The organism is Pseudoalteromonas sp. Cn5-37, assembly GCF_021532495.1.
GTDB lineage: Bacteria > Pseudomonadota > Gammaproteobacteria > Enterobacterales > Alteromonadaceae > Pseudoalteromonas > Pseudoalteromonas simplex.
On sequence record NZ_JAKGBA010000015.1, the window covers coordinates 19,765 to 38,105 of the forward strand.

General features: G+C 42.1%; 12 protein-coding genes. 7 read left to right on the plus strand and 5 right to left on the minus strand.

Annotated features, from left to right (window positions below; all coding sequences use genetic code 11):
• Nucleotides 1–6 precede the first annotated feature (6 nt).
• Nucleotides 7–1,311, minus strand: a complete 1,305-nt coding sequence (locus L1266_RS15365; protein ID WP_138619794.1) for a DUF5666 domain-containing protein — start codon at nt 1,309–1,311, stop codon at nt 7–9.
• A gap of 209 nt (nt 1,312–1,520) precedes the next feature.
• Here L1266_RS15365 and L1266_RS15370 point away from each other — a divergent pair, with 209 nt between their 5' ends.
• The gene (locus L1266_RS15370) at nt 1,521–2,669 is read left to right on the plus strand and encodes a benzoate/H(+) symporter BenE family transporter (RefSeq protein WP_054553441.1); all 1,149 of its coding nucleotides are present in this window, start codon (nt 1,521–1,523) and stop codon (nt 2,667–2,669) included.
• A 60-nt stretch (nt 2,670–2,729) separates the two neighbouring features.
• Here the strand turns inward: L1266_RS15370 and hemH are convergent, their stop codons facing one another.
• Together hemH and L1266_RS15380 are read right to left on the minus strand one after the other, a co-directional pair.
• Nucleotides 2,730–3,752: a ferrochelatase gene (gene hemH / locus L1266_RS15375; RefSeq protein WP_235377842.1), complete on the minus strand. Its 1,023-nt coding sequence runs from the start codon at nt 3,750–3,752 to the stop codon at nt 2,730–2,732.
• Nucleotides 3,753–3,830: 78 nt separating this feature from the next.
• On the minus strand, nt 3,831–5,138 hold the full coding sequence (locus L1266_RS15380; protein ID WP_138599364.1) for an HD domain-containing phosphohydrolase: 1,308 nt from the start codon (nt 5,136–5,138) through the stop codon (nt 3,831–3,833).
• Nucleotides 5,139–5,233: 95 nt separating this feature from the next.
• Here L1266_RS15380 and L1266_RS15385 point away from each other — a divergent pair, with 95 nt between their 5' ends.
• The 3 genes from L1266_RS15385 to L1266_RS15395 all read left to right on the plus strand — a co-directional run bounded on the left by L1266_RS15385 (nt 5,234) and on the right by L1266_RS15395 (nt 9,769).
• Nucleotides 5,234–6,181: a sensor histidine kinase gene (locus tag L1266_RS15385; RefSeq protein WP_235377843.1), complete on the plus strand. Its 948-nt coding sequence runs from the start codon at nt 5,234–5,236 to the stop codon at nt 6,179–6,181.
• An 80-nt stretch (nt 6,182–6,261) separates the two neighbouring features.
• A complete protein-coding gene (locus L1266_RS15390; protein WP_138599362.1) occupies nt 6,262–6,912 on the plus strand; it encodes a UPF0149 family protein in 651 nt (216 codons plus the stop codon).
• A gap of 313 nt (nt 6,913–7,225) precedes the next feature.
• Nucleotides 7,226–9,769: a TonB-dependent receptor plug domain-containing protein gene (locus tag L1266_RS15395; protein ID WP_235377844.1), complete on the plus strand. Its 2,544-nt coding sequence runs from the start codon at nt 7,226–7,228 to the stop codon at nt 9,767–9,769.
• Between the two features lie 198 nt (nt 9,770–9,967).
• On the opposite strand, the gene L1266_RS15400 is transcribed toward L1266_RS15395, so the two are convergent.
• Both L1266_RS15400 and L1266_RS15405 read right to left on the minus strand, forming a co-directional pair.
• Nucleotides 9,968–10,288 carry a hypothetical protein gene (locus tag L1266_RS15400; protein ID WP_235377845.1) on the minus strand — a complete coding sequence of 107 codons (321 nt, stop codon included), beginning with the start codon at nt 10,286–10,288 and terminating at the stop codon, nt 9,968–9,970.
• Nucleotides 10,289–10,732: 444 nt separating this feature from the next.
• A complete protein-coding gene (locus L1266_RS15405; protein ID WP_054553448.1) occupies nt 10,733–12,610 on the minus strand; it encodes a monovalent cation:proton antiporter-2 (CPA2) family protein in 1,878 nt (625 codons plus the stop codon).
• Nucleotides 12,611–12,844: 234 nt separating this feature from the next.
• Between L1266_RS15405 and arfA the strand changes: the two genes are divergently transcribed.
• The 3 genes from arfA (at nt 12,845) to L1266_RS15420 (ending at nt 18,324) form a co-directional block, all read left to right on the plus strand.
• The gene (gene arfA / locus L1266_RS15410; protein WP_054553449.1) at nt 12,845–13,036 is read left to right on the plus strand and encodes an alternative ribosome rescue factor ArfA; all 192 of its coding nucleotides are present in this window, start codon (nt 12,845–12,847) and stop codon (nt 13,034–13,036) included.
• 463 nt (nt 13,037–13,499) lie between these two features.
• Nucleotides 13,500–16,664 carry a glycosyl hydrolase family 18 protein gene (locus L1266_RS15415; RefSeq protein ID WP_235377846.1) on the plus strand — a complete coding sequence of 1,055 codons (3,165 nt, stop codon included), beginning with the start codon at nt 13,500–13,502 and terminating at the stop codon, nt 16,662–16,664.
• 61 nt (nt 16,665–16,725) lie between these two features.
• Nucleotides 16,726–18,324 carry a lytic polysaccharide monooxygenase gene (locus L1266_RS15420; RefSeq protein WP_328260551.1) on the plus strand — a complete coding sequence of 533 codons (1,599 nt, stop codon included), beginning with the start codon at nt 16,726–16,728 and terminating at the stop codon, nt 18,322–18,324.
• The last annotated feature ends 17 nt before the right edge of the window (nt 18,325–18,341 follow it).

Below are 18,341 nucleotides of genomic sequence, written 5' to 3' on the forward strand. Positions count from 1 at the left end.
TTGTTGTTAATCATCAAGCTTACATGCACGTACAATGTTATCTTGTACCCACTGGCATTCTAGATCAACATATTGTTCTGTAAAACTCGCTAAGCTGTTATCTTCACTGATGTAGCCGAATAAACTAGCCTGTTGCGATTCAGTTACTGTTACTATGCCTTTTAATTCAAGAGGTTCATTGCTGTTATCACGTTCGATTTCACTGACAATATAGCTCTGTCCATCAATAAGACCTTCAAGCTCTAACCATTCACCTGAAAGAGTATCTGCTGTTAACCCATCTTCAAAAACGGTTCTATTTGTGATTTTCAAGCTGATGCCATTGATAATAATGTTGCCATTGCTGTAATTGGCAAAGCCAGAAACACTAAAATTACTGCTTAAATTAGGCGAAGTGTGGCTTTTCTCCAGATCTATTTCGTGGGCTAAAAACCAATTATTAGCTTGCTGCCAGATGGCATCTACTTCTATCGTATCTCCTATGGTTAATGTAGCGCGAGTGGTATCTTCAAATTTAGTTTGATCGGTAATACTCACTTGCCATTGATTGTTCAGGGTAACCAAGGAAGCGTCATTGTTGATGAAGGTAATTGTACCAAAAAGCGCTGTATCTAGATCGTCATCAGCTGTAAAGTTATGTTCAGCGTCAACCTCTTGTGCCATTAATAAGTTACCTTCTAAGCGGCCCTCTACTTCAACGAATTGATTGTTTTCTAATGCGCCGTCGATGTCTGCCTGTTGATATTGAACAGTTAAATCACCTAGTTTAAAAGTATAAGAGGCAGTGTTTAGATCTGTTATGAAACCTTCGAGTTCTAATTCTGCGCTGTTAGATAATGGTTGTTGGTAGGTAACCGTGAATTCACTATGGCTATTGTTATAACCGCTTAATTCAACCAGGCTACCATTTGAAAGGTTTTCGGTATTTAAATTATTTAACTTGAAGCCCGCAATTGTAGCGCCTTGTTCATTGATACTAACAGGCCCTTTAAAACTTGGATCATAATCAATCTGAGTTGCTTCTTTACCATTTGTTTCAACTTCAACCATCATACCCACTTTTAGATCGCTGATTAATGCGTGGTTGTCATCCACCTCAATGTCAGCATTATTTGTGGCTATTTGATGTTGGTTAACTGTAATACTGTTACTTGATATCGCACTTACCTCACCGACTAATAAGCTTGGCAAAGTGAGAGTATTTTGTACCGGTTCCTCACTCTTACTACTACTGCCACAGCCTGAAAGTAGTGCACTGATTGTTGCTAACGAAATAATAGATAGGCGATTTTGATTGATTAGTTTTGTCATGATTGGTCCTTAAATTAGTCAGTGTTTGCAGTTTAACTAAGTAAGGATTGCTTGAAGGTGGAGAGAAAATTAAATTTTGTTAATGTTTGGCATTGCAGTAAATGCCTCTTCTGTATAGTAAATTAATCTTAAAATACTACAAAAGTGTACAGTGCCATCTGGCAAATCATAGGATATGGTAGATTTTTAATTGCAAGGAGTGTGTGTACATGAGTCAGCTCATCAGTCGAGCAACTGCGGGGTTAGTGGCCGTTATTATTGGTTTTACTAGCTCAATTGCACTTATTTATCAGGTCGTTATGGTGTTAGGTGGCACACCTGATTTGGTTGCTAGCTGGGTATTAATGCTTGGTCTTGCGATGGGCGTCAGCTCAATTGCGTTGTCTTACTACTACAAGGTGCCTATTCTTATCGCGTGGTCAACAACCGGAGCGGCACTCCTTATTTCAAGTGCCCAAGGGTATAGCTTAAATCAAGCTGTTGGCGCGTTTATGTTCTCCGCTGCGCTGGTGTTTTTGTCTGGCATTACTGGCGTGTTCGAAAAAATGATGAATAAGATCCCAAGTCAACTGGCCTGTGCAATGCTTGCAGGCGTGTTGGTGAATTTTGGTATTGATGTGTTCAACTTTATGAACGAGCTGCCTTTAGTGATTGGGTTAATGGTGGCTGTTTATTTATGTGGAAAACGTTACTTTCCACGCTTTGCTATGCTCGCTGTGGTTGTGGCGGGATTTTTAATAGCAGGTGTAACTGGGCAAATTGATACCTCTAGCTGGCAGTGGAAAATGAGCGAGTTTGCTTACATTGCACCTGAGTTTGATTTAAACGCCATGATAAGTGTTGGTTTACCGCTGTTTATTGTGACTATGACGTCGCAAAACTTACCGGGTATTGCTGTATTAAAAGCGCATCACTATAAAGCCCCTGTGTCGGCAGCGTTAAATGTAACCGGGCTATTAAATGTATTTATTGCACCATTTGGTGGCTATGCCATTAATCTAGCGGCTATCACCGCTGCCATTTGTATGAGCCCTGAGGCTGATAAAGATCCAAGAAAACGTTATTGGGCAAGCATTGCTGGTGGGGTGTTTTACATTATTATGGCGCTCCTCGCGGCAACCTTGGTTGGTTTGGTAGCAAGCTTGCCACAGGCATTGATTTTGGCGTTGGCGGGTATCGCACTATTTGCCACTATTGCCAGTAGCTTACAGCAAGCTTTAACTGAGGCGTATTATACCGAAGCCGCTATCGTGACCTTTTTGGTCACAGCGTCTAATCTAACTTTGTTCTCGGTTGGTTCTGCATTTTGGGGAATTGTTGCAGGTACGGTGACTTTGGTTATGACACGCAAAGATTAGTGACACGCTTCAATAATAAAAAAGGCCCTAGTTACTTTATATAATAGCTAGGGCCTTTTGTTATTTAAGTAGTGGTTTTATCACTTCAAACATTGCATTGATATGGTCATCGCGGGTATTCAATGCTGGAATGTAGCGGTACTTTTCACCGCCTGCATGCTCAAAGTTTTCGCGGTTTTCGCCTTCGAGCTCTTCTAATGTCTCTAAACAGTCGGCACTAAACGCAGGGCTTAAAATTGCAACGTCTTTAATGCCTTCAGCAGGGTAGCTTTCAAGGGTTGCGTCTGTGTATGGCTTCAACCATTCAGCTTTACCAAAACGGCTTTGAAAGGTTGTTACAGCAAAGTCTTTTTCAAAGCCAAGTTTCTCAGCCACTAAACGGGTGGTTTGCATACAAAAACAGTAGTAAGGGTCGCCGTTTTCTAAAAACAGTTTAGGTGTACCATGGTACGAAAACACCAACTTTTGTGGCGTGCCATGGGCATTTAGATCTTCGCTAATGCTAGCGGCTAGAGCATCAATGTAAGTCGGGTTGTCGTGATAACCATTAATAAAATGCAGCTCTGGCACCCAGCGCCACTTGCGAAGCACATTTGATACTGCATCAAATGTTGAGCCAATGGTCGTGCTTGAATATTGTGGGTACATAGGCAGCACAATCACGCGAGTGATACCTTTTTCGCGCAGCGCTTCAAGGCCTGCTTCAATTGAAGGGTTACCGTAGCGCATGGCCATAACTACTTCGGTGTCGTGGTGTCCTTTGTCTTTTAAAAGGGCTGCTAACTTTTTGCTTTGCTCTCGGGTAATATGAGTAAGCGGTGAGCCGTTTTCAGTCCAGATACTTTTATAAAGTGCTGCTGAACGTTTTGGGCGTAACGTAAGTACAAAGCAATAAAGGATGATCATCCAAATGAAACGCGGGATCTCGACAATTCGTGGGTCTGATAAAAACTCGCGTAAATATGTTCTAAGTGCCGCGGTAGTAGGGGCGTCTGGGCTCCCTAAGTTGGTCAGTAAAATGCCCGTTTTTTTGTTGAATCGGCCGTCGTGCGGCTTATCGGTAATGGCGGAAAATCGCGACACTGAGTGCTCCTGTATGAAGTAATCGTAATATAAATCACATTGTAACGAAGTAAGCTGACTATGTGATCACTTTATTCGCTAATTTTTGATCATGATCCTGAAAGGGTTCGGTTTTTTCGATTCTAGTTGTTGCAGTTTATTAATCGATTTAGGGCCAAATACATGCCCTTTTGGCAACAGTAAAATACCGTCGTAATTTCTGAGCGCGTGACCAAGCACCATGCCATTTTTAAGGTTTTGTGCTGAAAGAATTTTCATAGTGCCAACATTTTGAACACTCGCACAGTTAATTTCTAAGCTATTAAATATTTCTAAAATTTTTGGGTGGTAGTATGTTCCGCTATAGAGCTGTAATTGATCGCGAGCCCTTTCAAAATTACTGCTCTCTGAGCTTGAAAGTTGTGCAACGGCTTGCCAAAAATCACGGGCTACAGCTAATATCATCGCGGCTTTTGGAATCTCATTCCCTTTTAACCCTTTCGGTTTTCCTGTCCCATTATAGTGTTCAAATTGGTAATAAATTGCTTCAGATACATCACTTAAGTGAGGCGCAGGCATGAGCATTAATTGTGCTGTACTTGGGTGCGTATAAAATAGTTTTCGTTGTGTTTCAGTGAGCTCTTTAGTTGGTTTTTTATAAAGCTCTGGCTCCATTGCAAGTAGACCTATTTGTGATAAGTATCCTGCCATTTCTGTCATTTCTATAAGTTGATTGTCTAGACCAAGGCGCGTGGCTAGTTGTTTACAGGTAGCAGCAATATTTTGAGCTTGTGTTCCATCTAGGTAAGGGTTGGCATTTATAAAGTTATATAAAATCTCAAAAGTAGCGCGATGCTCATGCTTCTCTCGTTCATTTACTGTTTCAAGTTGTTTTAATACTTTACGGATTTGTTGTGTGCGCTTTTCTACCATTTGCTCAAGGTTGTTGTTTAGCTCTTTTAGTTGGCTGTTTTGCGCTTTAATTTTTTGTTCTAACTGTTGATTCTGGCGTTTCAAAGATGTTTTTTCTATCGCATCATTTATATTGCTTAGTAGTAATTCGTTTTGCCATGGTTTTTGTATGTAAGTATGAATTTTACCGATATTGACTGCAGCAATCGTGTTTTCTATATCTGAGTAACCGGTTAGTAAAATGCGCTGTGGTTCAGGAGCAATGGTGAGTGCCTGTGCGAAAAACTCAGCCCCATTCATGCTTGGCATACGCATGTCGCAGATAATTACATCAAAACTATAATTAGCTAGAGTTTTAAGTCCATCTTTGGGATCTGAGCAGGCTTTTACGGTGATATTGTTAGCTGATAATAACCGCAAAAGAGTTCGCAGCACTATTTCATCATCATCAATGCATAAAACCTGAATATGTTGTTTGCTAATTTGCTCTGCCATGCCATTTTACTATGAATCATCGTTAATCAATAACATAGCCTTAAATTAAGCCTTGTGCTAGGTTTTAAAAGAGACAAACACAGTTTGAGATTAAAATGGATGATTTTAAACAAGCTTATTTATTAGAGAAAGCGGCCAGAGAAGAGGCCGAACAATTGCTTGCCGATAAAAGCCGGATTCTGGTAGCTGTTAATAGTGAGCTTGAACAAAAAGTTGCTGATTTAGAGCATCATCAAGCTATGTTTATTCAAGCTGAAAAAATGGCAACTTTAGGCACATTGTGTGCTGGAGTCGCACATGAAATTAATAACCCGCTTGCTTATAGTATGAGTAACCTTGATAGTTTGAAAAGCTACTGTGGTTTCTTCAGCAAGCTACTGAAATTATGTGGCGAGTTTAGTGAAAATCACATAGACAAAGAGGCTTTTCATCAACAGCTGGTGGATCTAAACCAAGTACACTCTTTTGCGTTTGTTGTTGATGATTTACCTGATTTAATTGATGATACAGAACAAGGTTTGCAACGGATTAGTAAAATAGTGTCGAACTTGTTGAATTTTTCTCGCCCTAAAAGTCAGGATATGCAGTTTGCTGATATGACAGATGCAGTGACAAGTGCGGTGAAACTTCTTACTAATCAATTAAGAAATTGTCATTTGCAATCGCAATATAGCCCAATATCCCAAAGCTGGTGTAATCTAGCTGCTATTAGCCAAGTAATTGTTAATCTTTTAATTAATGCTAAACAAGCTTGCGATAATCAAGACTCTCAAACAAAAATTACTATCAATGTTTATGAGCTAGAGCAACACATATATATTGACATTGAAGATAATGGCATTGGTATGTCAGCAGAGACCATCGCTAAAATATATGATCCTTTTTTCACTACTAAACCAGTAGGAGAAGGTACCGGCATGGGTATGACGATGGTGTATGCTATTGTGCATGAACATAAAGGTCGAATTGATATTCAAAGCTCGCAAGGAATTGGCACAAGAATGAGTTGCGTATTTCCTGTTTTGAGTCAGGTAACTAGTTGACAATATTTCAGTTGTTGCAAAAATTTGTGGATTCGCTAGTGTAGAGCTAAACCCATTTAAAATTATTGAAAAGGCACGTTATGCTCAATCAACAAAGTTCAGATGTTTTTAACAACTATCTCGCCAGTCAAAGTGCAACAAATCAAGTGAGTTTGGATCAAGTGCTTGGCTATATGTCTGGTTTGTTAGCCTGTTCAGAGTTTTTTGGAGAGTCAGAGCTTGCCAATTACATTGCTGATAATGATGAAGCGGTATTCAACACCTTAATGACGGATTCTGAGCCACGCGATGCAATGATTGAGCTGCTCGATAATGTGACCGAAGCACAAGTTGAACAAAAGAAGATTTTAGCCGAATTATATCCAAATGAAGTAAACAGCAATGAGCCAAGCCAAGCACTGCAAGATTTTTGTAGCGGCTATATTGCAGCTTATATCGTGAATCAAGAAATTTGGCACAGCGATTTACAATTTTTACTGCAAGCGGATGGTCAACAAGAAAATGAAAGCGAAGATGGTCAATTGTTTATTGATAATTTTGAAGCAACTCTCGATTTGCTTACCACCTTTGCAATGTGGGATCAGGCGCTAGCAAACCACCCTGAACCAGATAAACTAGGCGAAGGGTTTGTGACCTTCTTTAACGCACTAGACGAGAGTTTATCTGAAATTGCCACTATGGCGTTAATGCTTGAAGATGAAAAGCTGGCAATGTTGGAACAAGATAAGTAAATACTCCTCACCTCAGTAGAGATAAGCTGATAGTTGCATTATTTTGCTTATTTCTGCTGTAAAGTGAATAATTCCCACCACTGAAACTCTATTAATACTATAAATAGAAATATTTATACCTAAGTCGTACCTCTTTTTTCTTTCATTTTGTGGATTTGTTGATAGGATGTTTTGTAAAGGTTAACTCGCAGGCTTGAGTTAGCTTTCAAACTTGTGATTTTAAAATCAATAATACGTGCTTAGTGCTTTTCTAAATTTCTCCAAAAGGGGCGTCTTTTGTTTTAAGGAAAGCCAGAATATCAACAGGATACACATGACAACACATTCTTTAAGTATGCTGGCCGTTGCGGTCAGTGTGGCTGTTTCTGCGACTTCAGTGCAGGCAGCTGAGCAAGCACCTGCTGCCAAAGCAGATAAAAACATCGAACAAATCTCTGTATTAGGCTCACGGGTTGCTAATCGTACGGCTACCGAATCAACATCACCCGTTGATTTAATTGATGCTGATGACCTAAACAAAGGTGGTTTTACTGAGCTCGGCCAAAGTCTGCAAGCGACGGCTCCTTCATTTAACTTTTCACGCACGCAAGTGTCAGATGGCTCTGACTTATTTAGACCAGCGACTCTTCGTGGTTTACAGCCTGACCAAACGTTAGTGCTTATCAATGGTAAGCGCCGTCATAACCAATCTATTTTTGGCTTAAATGGTACTGTAGGTGCCGGTGCTGCAGGTACCGATATGAACGCGATTCCGCTTACCGCTTTAAAAGGCGTTGAAGTACTTCGTGATGGTGCTGCGGCGCAATATGGCTCAGATGCGATTGCTGGTGTTATCAACTTATCGTTAAACGATTCAACTGGTGTAACAACGGGCTATGTGCAAGCGGGTAGTACAGGTGAAGGCGATGGTGACACTATTTCAATGGGTTTAAACCGGGGTTTTGATTTAGGTGATGAAGGCGGCTTCATTAACTTTTCTTTAGAATACCGTGATGCTGATGGCACCAACCGCGCCCAGCGTGATACTGGTGGCTCAGTTGATGTACCAGCAGGTACGCTGTCTGACGAGGTTCGTTGGGGGCAAGGTAACGCAGATAGTGAGTTTACGTCTGTGTTTTATAACATGGCGTTACCATTTGGTGAGACTGAGCTTTACTCATTTGGTGGATACTCAAACCGTACTGCGCTAGGTAATGGTTTTTATCGTAACTTTGACCAAGCAGCGAAGAACGTGGTGCAAGTATATGGCGATGGCTTTTTACCTCGCATCGATAACGAAGCCGAAGATATTTCGTTTTCACTTGGTTTACGCGGTGAGTTAAATCCAGATTGGAGCTATGACGTATCTGCCGTATATGGTGAAAACAGCTATGATTTCACGTCAAAAAACACCCTAAACGCCTCGTATGCTGCTGAATATGTAGCGAATAACCCTGATGCAAGCGATGCTGATATTGTTGCAAATGCAGGCCCTAATGGTGGCTACTCAGGTGGCTTTAGGTTTGATCAAACAACAGTAAATGCAGACCTGAATGGTATTGTTGATATTGGCCGCAGTGAGCCTTTATATGTATCAGTGGGAGCCGAATACCGTAAAGAAAATTATGAAATCGTGCCGGGCGAAGAAGCGTCTTATGCGTGTGGTTTAGCTAATTCAGATACTTCATTCCCAGCGGTAAACGACAGCAGCGTATTTGCTGAGTGTGGTTTCCAAGCTTATAACGGTTTACGCCCTGAAGCGTCAAATAAAGAGAGTCGTCACAGCTATGCATTTTATGTGAATGCCGAAACGTTGATCACGGATGCATGGCAAGTAAGTACAGCGCTTCGTTATGAATACTTCTCTGATGCCGGTGATGACATCATTGGTAAGCTAGCAACGCGCTATGAAATTACCGATGACTTTGCCGTGCGTGGTGCGATTTCGTCTGGCTTTAGAGCGCCATCATTGCAACAAAGTGCGTACACTGCTTACACTACAAACCTAGGTGCTGGTGGTGTGTTATTGCAATCATTCACAGCAACTGCGGGCTCTGATTTCCCATCAGCACTTGGCGTTGATAGTCTAGGCCTTGAAAGCTCTGAAAACTTAAGTGCAGGTTTTGTTTATAACGTAACCAGCGATTTATCATTAACTGTTGATTTTTATCATGTAGAGATCAAAGACAGAATTACCCTTGGCAGCTTAATGTCGGCGGACGATGTGGCATTTAGTGCCGAGGCCGTGGCTGCGCTTAATGCAACAGGGGCACAGCAAGCCAACTACTTCTCAAACTCAGTCGATTCAACCACTAAAGGGGTTGATATTATTGCTTCGTACCGCACTGATTTATACGACGGTAATTTCTCAGCAACCTTCGCGGGTAACATTAACGAAACTGAAATTGATGATGTAAATGCACCTGAGGGTATTCCTGAATCAATCGCCCTTGATGATTTACAACGTAGTTTCTTAACAGACGGTCAACCAGGTGAGCGTGCAACGCTAACGTTTGAATACGATCGTGGCGATTTCAACAGCATGCTACGCTTTAACTACTATGGTGAAACAGACGTTAAATACTTTGGTAATGACCACATTGGTTTGCCTGATGAGTTATCACCTACCGGTGAATTTAAAGACACAAGTACGGTAGAATCGGCGGTATTAGTTGATGTTAACATGGGCTATCAGCTAACTGACGAACTCATGCTATCGGCGGGTATTGATAATATCTTTGATGTAACGCCAGACGAGCTAGGTGAAGATGAAGCGCTTGATTTTATAACGAATAAAGCATTCAAATACCCTGTTCGAGCACTACCTTATGGTTTTGATGGTATGACCTACTACGCAAAATTAAGTTTTAGTTTTTAATTCCTAAGTTGATATGAAACTTAAATAGCGCCTTACGGCGCTATTTTTTTGCTTAATTGTAGTGTCCGACATTTGTCTTTAATTAGAGAGTTGCAAGGGGAAAGTTTGCGAGTTTCGAGATACGAGATACGAGATGCGAGTCTGTAGCAGCGATTTCATATCGCGTTTTATTTCGCTTTTTTGAGTTTTCATCTTCATTTAAGCACTCCAAAATCTATTTAGTAGAATGCTTCCAAATAACAAAATCCAACCTGCAACTATAATTGTGTAGTAGAAAGTCGAATTAATTATTGGCTCTAAAGTGAAGCGTGGTGAAAATAATTTTTTTACCGGTTTAAAGAATAGCTTTGGGTTTAAGCTACCCGCTAAAATTATAAGTGAAATTGCTAGACAACTAATGAACTCTAACCAGTCTAGGCCTTGTAATATAAGCGAATAAACACCGACAGTTAAATTAATAATTGCTGCCAATCCGAACAAAATTGATAGCAGCTTTTCCTTTTTATTAAGCCTTTCCATGCTGTAATACTCCTTATTACATTATTTAATATCTTCACATTCAGGTAAGTTACGAGAAACGAACTTGTAGCTGCGATTTTAATCTCGCACCTTATAATTCGCATCCATCACCAATGTCGCGGCATAAAGCCGCTGCTACGTAGGCGTTATGCTTGCATGGCGCGCGAAATAAATTTCACGCCTACGTCTAGTCGTTTTACAAAGGTGTGGTGTTTGAGAGTTCATAGCTGAAGCCATTCCTACGAACGACATCAAATTTGTAGCAGCGATTTCATATCGCGTTTTATCCTATTCAATGCGCAGCCTCTTTGAGAGTTTTTGTTTTCTCTGTGTACCGCGAAGCGCCTTTTTGTTGTCTGTGATTAAAATTATTTTCACAAAGAGAAGTTAATGAGAAGAAAAAGAGGAAGTGAAAACACCTCCTCCATAATTGTAATATTTTTGCTATTTCGAACCATTAACCACTCGGTCGCAAATCTCGCGCATTTGTTGTTTTATTTCGGGTTCTTTTTCATCGAATATTTTGTTGATCCGCTCGATATAGGCATGGTTTTCTTCGAATGGCACGCCGATTTCGTAGACATCGGCGGCTTCGCGTAGCATTTCTTTATCGAACTCACTGAAAATATCGACCATCTCTTGGGCTTTCTCTTGCTCAATACCGAGTGCTTCAAAAGCTGAGCGGCCCATACGCATGGTACTGTCGTATGTTTCGCGAATAATATCTCGACAACCGTAAGCCCATAAATCGTATACATGATGGCGGTCTACAGCGCGGGCAACCACATGTAAATGCGGGTAATTTTGCATCGCATAACGAACTAATTTAGTGATTTGTTCGGCATCATCAAGCGCAACAACCAGCAGTTTTGCATCTTCAATGCCTGCAGCACTGAGTAAGTCTGGTCGAGTTGCATCACCAAAGAAATTACGAATACCAACACGCTCTAAGGCTTCGAGTTGCTTGTAGTTGTAATCAATCACAGTCGTTTTATAGCCGCCAGCTTGTAAAATACGGTCAACCAGCCCACCCATTCTGCCTGAGCCTGCAATGATCACATGGCTATCATCGGGAAACTCGTCTGTTTCTTTTCCTGGTTGCTCACAAATGAAACGGGGTGCTATCACACGCTGATAAAGGATATATAACCCAGGTGAAAGTAGCATGGATAAAGTAACAACCAGTAAAAGTTGGTCGGCGATGTTGTCTGCCAATACATTATTAGAGACACTGTAAGCAAGTAGTACAAAACCAAACTCACCAGCTTGAGCAAGCCCCAGTGCTAGCAACCAGAGTGCGGCGCCTCTAAGACCAAAAATACGACCTAAAATAAGCAGTACAGCTGTTTTTGTTACAATCAATGCACTGGTTAAGAGCACAATGGTAGCTAGGTTATCTGCGAGTAATTGAAAATTGATACTAGCGCCAACGGTGATAAAGAATAATCCTAGCAACAGCCCTTTAAAGGGATCGATATTACTTTCGAGTTCGTGTTTATAAGGTGAATTTGCAAGCACAACACCCGCTAAAAAAGTACCAAGTGCAGGTGATAAGCCTACTAACGACATCATCAAAGCGATACCAATAACAAAGAATAGGGCTGTTGCAGTAAATAATTCGCGAAGCCGTGCTTGTGCTACAAATCTAAAAATGGGTGCGGTTAAGTAGTTACCACCAAAAACAACGAGCGCTATCATACCTAAAGTAACCAGCGCTGCTTGCCAGCTCTCAAGACCCGCCACCAAGCTTAAACTAGCATGAGTGTCTTCACTTGTATGGGCTGTATCTGCAATGGCTGGCGCTAGTTCAGGTAAAGCAAGCAAGGGAATAAACGCAAGCATAGGAATAACGGCTATGTCTTGAGTAAGTAATACGCTAAATGAGGCTTGACCACCATCTGACTTTAATAGCCCGCGCTCTGAAAGCGTTTGCAGCACAATCGCGGTCGATGAAAGTGATAAAATTAAGCCTATTGTAAGTGCTGTTTGCCAAGCATGACCAAATGCTAAACCAATACCCGTAAAGGCGGCAGCTGATAAAACCACCTGTCCGCCACCAAGGCCAATAAGCTGTTTTCGCATTGACCAAAGCGCTTTGGGTTCAAGCTCTAAGCCAACAATGAACAGCATCATTACCACACCAAATTCAGCAAAATGCTGGATGGCAATCACATCAACATTTAAAAATGTCAGTGTTGGCCCAATAACAATACCAGCGAGTAAGTAGCCAAGTACTGAACCTAACCCCAGTTTGCTGGCAATAGGCACGGCAATAATGCCTGCAATAAGGAAAATATAGGCGATTAAGAGAAAGTCAGTCATCGTAATCCTGTTTGTTTTTAATTAACTATGGTTGGTTTCGCTAGTTTTGCCAGTAGTTAGGTAGTGAATGCAATCAAAAAGCGAATTTAGTCAGTAAAATGACAACAAGGAATGGTGTTTAGTCAAAACGAGTAAGACAAAATAAGGGGTAAAAAATCATCGTTTTTTTATTAAAAATACTTGCGTAGCGCTAGGCTAGGTATATACTCGCAGCACGTTTAATAGGAGTAAAAAATGAGCAAAAAGAAACAACGCGCACAAGGCCAAGTTGATACTGGTCGTGGTGTAATCAACGACAATGTGTACGCCGCAATGGTGACATCTAAGCTGTTCACAGCAAAAGTAGAGAAACCTAAAAAAGGTAAAGGTGCATATCAACGTAAGGCTAAACATGCAGGACGAGAGTCCTATTTAATCGCTGCTTAATTAAGTTGTGATCAAATAGGATTTTTGTGAAAAGCAAACACTGAGTGTTTGCTTTTTTTATGACTAAAATTCGTGTTAAGAATAAATTTCACCCAATTTTAATAGAAATTTTTACCTAAAAACTAATTTATTCGTTATATACCCAGAATCGATACGGTAATTATTTTTGTTTTACCTCACATAACCTCTGACTATTTTGTGCGCAAACCAGATAAACCGTACTTTTGTGGTTAAAATATTGTTAATTTCATGTTCATTTTTACTCTGTAGAATCATCCTCGTTTTTGCTTTTCAATAAAAATAATTAATTCTTTTTTAGTGCCTATATTTAAATTTTGCATCAAAAAGTGTGTTTATTTTACCTTTTGTGGGTAAATGCAAGCTTGACGTAACAGTGCTTTGTGTTACTTTAAAGTTGGATTTGTAAAATAAATGTTATTGAAACTTTGGGCGGAGGGAGCGAATGAGCTCGCATAAATTAATAAAAAATGCCTTTAAACTGAGTGCGCTGTCACTAGGTTTATACGGCTTTACAGCACAGGCTGCGATTGATTGCAGCAACTTAGAAGTGTGGCAACAAGGGCAAACACATGTTGGTGGTGATCAGGTTCAAGCACAAGGTAGCGCTTATGAAGCCAAATGGTGGACGCAAACCAACCCTGTGGAGACTTCTGGTGTCGATCAAGAGTGGCGTTTATTGGGTGTTTGTGACAGCGTTGTCAATGAAAATAAAGCACCTCAAATTAGCAGCTTAACACCCGCAGAGGGTTCTTTATTTACCATAAGTGACAGCGTTGTCATAAGTGCGATCGCTGCTGATCCTGATGGTAGTGTGGCAAGTGTAGAGTTTTTTGTTGATGGTACTTCGCTGAGTGTTGTGACAAGCGCACCTTATTCAGCGAGCTGGCAAGCAACCCAAGGCAGCCATGTAATCAGCGCGGTCGCAACGGATGATTTAGGGTTAACCTCTACAGCGGTTGCACATTCAGTGAATGTGTCTGATGACGTTGAGCCGGTCAACCAAGCACCGGTGGCAAGCATTGAATTTAGCTCACTGCCGTCACAAGTAACGGTGGGTGACAGTGTGGTGTTTGCGCTTTCTGGCACTGATAGCGATGGTCAAGTGACTGGGTTATCGCTAACTGAAAACAGCACTGAAGTTCATCAAGCAAGTGCTGCTTCTTCAAGTTACACGTGGCAGGCTCCAGCACTTGGGCAATTTTCATTTACCTTAACGGTGACCGATAACGAAGGCGCGACGGATACACAAAGCAAAGTTGTGAATGTTGTTGAAGCAACAGAGCCAGGCACAGATTGTAAACCGCAAGGTTTATACCAAACGCCGGGTGTAAATACCCCATATTGTAGCGTGTATGATGCAAATGGCCGCGAGAAAATGGGCCCAGATCATCCACGCCGCGTTATTGGTTATTTTACGAGTTGGCGAAATGGTGCCAATGGTCAGCCAAGCTACTTAGTTAACGATATTCCTTGGGACAAGATCACCCATATCAACTATGCCTTTGCGCATGTTGATGGTAATAACAAGGTCTCGATAGGTGATCCAAATGCAGCTGGCAACCCAGCGACAAACATGACTTGGCCGGGCGTTACAGGCGCTGAAATGGATCCAAGCTTTAGTTACACAGGTCACTTTAACTTACTCAATAAATTCAAAAAACAACACCCAGATGTAAAAACCTTAATCTCTGTAGGTGGCTGGGCTGAAACAGGTGGTTATTTTGGTGAAGACGGTACTCGCGTAAACAGCGGTGGTTTCTACACGATGACAACCAATGCCGATGGCTCAGTGAACCAAGCGGGGATTGATGCCTTTGCGAAAAGTGCCGTTGAGTTTATTGAAACCTACGGTTTTGATGGTGTCGATATTGATTACGAATACCCATCGTCAATGAATGACTCAGGCCACCCTGATGATTTTCCTATCTCTAATGCTCGTCGCGCAGGTCTTAACGCCTCTTATCGTGTATTGATGCAAAAACTACGTGAAGAGCTTGATATTGCAGGTGAAAAGGCAGGTAAACATTACTTACTAACGATTGCTTCGCCATCTTCAGGTTACTTATTACGTGGCATGGAAACATTCCAAAGCGTGAAGTATCTCGACTACGTTAACATTATGTCTTATGACTTACATGGTGCATGGAATTCACATGTAGGCCATAACGCAGCCTTGTTTGATACCGGTCTTGATTCTGAATTAGCGCAATGGGGCGTTTATACCACCGCTGAGTTTGAAGGTATTGGCTACTTAAATACGGATTGGGCTGTTCGTTACTTCCGCGGTGCGGTCTCTGCAGGTCGAATCAATATTGGTATTCCATATTATACCCGTGGCTTTAAAGATGTATCCGGTGGTACTAATGGTTTATGGGGCCAAGCAGCGCTACCAGATCAATCAAAATGTGCGAAAGGGACTGGCGTTGGTGAGAAAAATCAATGCGGTAATGGCGCACTCGGCATTGATAACCTATGGCACGATAAGAACGATGTTGGTGAAGAAATGCCTGCAGGTTCTAACCCACTGTGGCATGCGAAAAATCTTGAAAATGGCATTAACCCTTCTTACCTTGAAATCTATGGTCTAACGCCAGAAACCGATGCAGATGATGTATTAACGGGTACTTATACACGTTTTTACGATGATGTAGCGGTTGCTCCATGGCTTTGGAATGCAGAGAAAAAGGTATTCTTATCAATTGAAGATGAGCAATCAATGGCAACTAAAGTTGATTATGTTATCAACAATGGTCTTGGCGGCATCATGTTCTGGGAGCTTGCCGGTGACTATGATTATGACTCAGCGAAAGGTGAGTACTTCATGGGCTCAAGCTTAACCACACTTGCTTACGATAAATTTAACCAAAGTGGTGTGGCTTACAATACTCATCAAGGCAATGTCGATTTCACCCTGCCAAGCGAAGCGGTTGACGTAAGCTTTACAGTGAAAGACTTCCCAATTGGTGATGATAACTACCCAATCGCACCTACATTCGCATTCACCAATAACTCAGATATCGACTTAAGCGGCGCGAAAATCAGCTTTGATGTGCCAGTTTCTACCTCGGCAATTTTCAAATCAAATTGGAATGCACAAGAAAAGCTCGGTATGGCTGTTGAAGCAAATGGCTCTAATGCGGCTGGCGATAATATCGGCGGCTTTGAAAATGAGTTCCATCGTTTTTCAATCACCTTAGTGAATGAGTGGGGCGGTATCGAAAAGTCATTTAACACAGGTGAAACCGTTGAGGCGCAAGTTATGTACTACATGCCAATTACGGGGCCAACTAACTTCACCATTAAGAAAAATGGCAAAACCTATGCCTTCAAATACGAATACCCAATGCTACCAGATGGCACAGCTGGCAGTGGTGATACTGGCGGTGACACCGGTGGTGATACGGGTGGCGAGGGAAGTTGTAATGGTGTTGATGTAGCAAGTATCCCTGTGTATCCAAATTGGCCGCAAACTGATTGGGCTGGTAATCCAAGCCATGCTGTTGGCGGCGACCTAATGAATCACAACAACGTGATTTACGAAGCAAAGTGGTGGACGAGCACAGAGCCAGGCACATCTGCTGACTGGACGGTGAGTTGCACGCTTTAACCAACTAAGCGGAGCAAGGACTTTGCTCCGCATTTCTACAGCGAGAACAACAATGAAAGTAATGAAATCAAAGGCATTGTCTTTATCGGCAGTGGCAACCAGCATGCTGCTTGCCTGTGCATCAAGCCATGTGAATGCCCACGGATTCTTAGAAAGCCCGAAGGCACGCCAAGCATTTTGTAATGCCGATGGCGGGTACTGGTGGCCTGCTGATGGCACAGGGATCCCTAATCTTGCTTGTCGCGCAGCGTTTGTTGAAGCAGGACATGTGCAGTTTGTGCAAGACATTGAATACTCGGCAAATACGGTTAACTACACAGACCTTGAAGCAGTAAAACAAAGTGTACCTGATGGCCGATTATGTGCCGCAGGCGACCCAGAAAAACGCGGTATGGATTTACCTTCAGCGCATTGGCAACGCAGTGAGGTTATTCCTAATGCAAATGGCGATATTTTAGTGCGCTTTTTAGCGAGTACGCCGCATAACCCGAGTTTTTGGCAGTTTTATTTAACAAAACCGGGCTTTGATAGTGCGACTCAAGTGCTTACTTGGGATGATCTAGAGCTTGTTGAAGAGTACGGCAATCTTGATTTTAGCATTGACGCTAACAACGACCGTTACTATGAAATGAGCGTGTCTATTCCACAAGGGCGCAGTGGCGATGCCATATTATATACGCGTTGGCAACGAGATGATGCCGGTGGCGAAGGCTTCTACAACTGTAGCGATATCAATATCGTTAGCGATGCGACCCCAACAAAGCCAAGCGATTGGACAGCAATCAGCTACTTTGTTCGTCAAGGACAAGACGCTGAGGTTGGCGGTAGTGTGTCAGCTCGGTTATTTGATGAAAATGGCCAAGAGTTACTTACTCAACAAATGCAGATCACAGCAGATAATCAAGCTAATTGGCAGGCTGAATTTGCAGCGCTGTTAAACCTTAATTACGCGCACTTAGTTAATATTGGCGTGCAAAATAGCGCCGGAGATATTGCCTTTGATGCGTCTGATTTAATGACTAATCAGGTCTTTACAACGAATGCAAACTACAGCTTTGCACTAAGCGTACAAGCGGCTCCTGACAATACCGCGCCAATTATTCATCAACCAGATGACCTTCAATTCGAAGAAGAGAGCAGCACAGCGATACACCTGCACGCCTTTGATGATCAGCAAAGCACCTTAACTTATAGCTGGGATGTACCGGCACCACTGAGCTTTACGGGTAGCGATGCCAACATCACGTTAAACGCCCCCGCTGTGGATGCTGATGCAAGTTACACCGTAAGTGTATCTGTGTCAGATGGCGAGCTCACAAGCCAAGTAAGTTTTACCGTGACTGTGCTTAATAGCACTGTTGTCGACCCTGATCCTGTTGATCCGAGCGTGCCTGCTTGGAATAGCACAAGCCAATACAACACGGGCGATAAAGTGAGTTTTAACGGCGGAGTTTACAGTGCGAAATGGTGGAACCAAGGCGCACAACCAGACAGTAGTGATGCATGGCAGCTTGAATCTGGCAGTGCATCAATCGAATGGAACAGCGGCAAAGCCTATCAAGGCGGCGACGAAGTAACCTATCAAGGACAGCGCTACCGAGCGCAGTGGTGGACCCAAGGAGATGTACCGGGTGCCAGCCAAGTATGGACAGAAATCTAAAGTTTTGTAGTTCAAAC

Excerpts from the sequence above, each read along its gene's own strand:
- L1266_RS15390 (WP_138599362.1), top strand. The coding sequence starts at position 6,262 with ATGCTCAATCAACAAAGTTCAGATGTTTTTAACAACTATCTCGCCAGT.
- L1266_RS15385 (WP_235377843.1), top strand. The coding sequence starts at position 5,234 with ATGGATGATTTTAAACAAGCTTATTTATTAGAGAAAGCGGCCAGAGAA.
- L1266_RS15395 (WP_235377844.1), top strand. The coding sequence starts at position 7,226 with ATGACAACACATTCTTTAAGTATGCTGGCCGTTGCGGTCAGTGTGGCT.
- L1266_RS15415 (WP_235377846.1), top strand. The coding sequence starts at position 13,500 with ATGAGCTCGCATAAATTAATAAAAAATGCCTTTAAACTGAGTGCGCTG.
- L1266_RS15370 (WP_054553441.1), top strand. The coding sequence starts at position 1,521 with ATGAGTCAGCTCATCAGTCGAGCAACTGCGGGGTTAGTGGCCGTTATT.
- L1266_RS15405 (WP_054553448.1), bottom strand. The coding sequence starts at position 12,610 with ATGACTGACTTTCTCTTAATCGCCTATATTTTCCTTATTGCAGGCATT.
- L1266_RS15420 (WP_328260551.1), top strand. The coding sequence starts at position 16,726 with ATGAAATCAAAGGCATTGTCTTTATCGGCAGTGGCAACCAGCATGCTG.
- L1266_RS15380 (WP_138599364.1), bottom strand. The coding sequence starts at position 5,138 with ATGGCAGAGCAAATTAGCAAACAACATATTCAGGTTTTATGCATTGAT.
- L1266_RS15400 (WP_235377845.1), bottom strand. The coding sequence starts at position 10,288 with ATGGAAAGGCTTAATAAAAAGGAAAAGCTGCTATCAATTTTGTTCGGA.
- arfA (WP_054553449.1), top strand. The coding sequence starts at position 12,845 with ATGAGCAAAAAGAAACAACGCGCACAAGGCCAAGTTGATACTGGTCGT.
- L1266_RS15365 (WP_138619794.1), bottom strand. The coding sequence starts at position 1,311 with ATGACAAAACTAATCAATCAAAATCGCCTATCTATTATTTCGTTAGCA.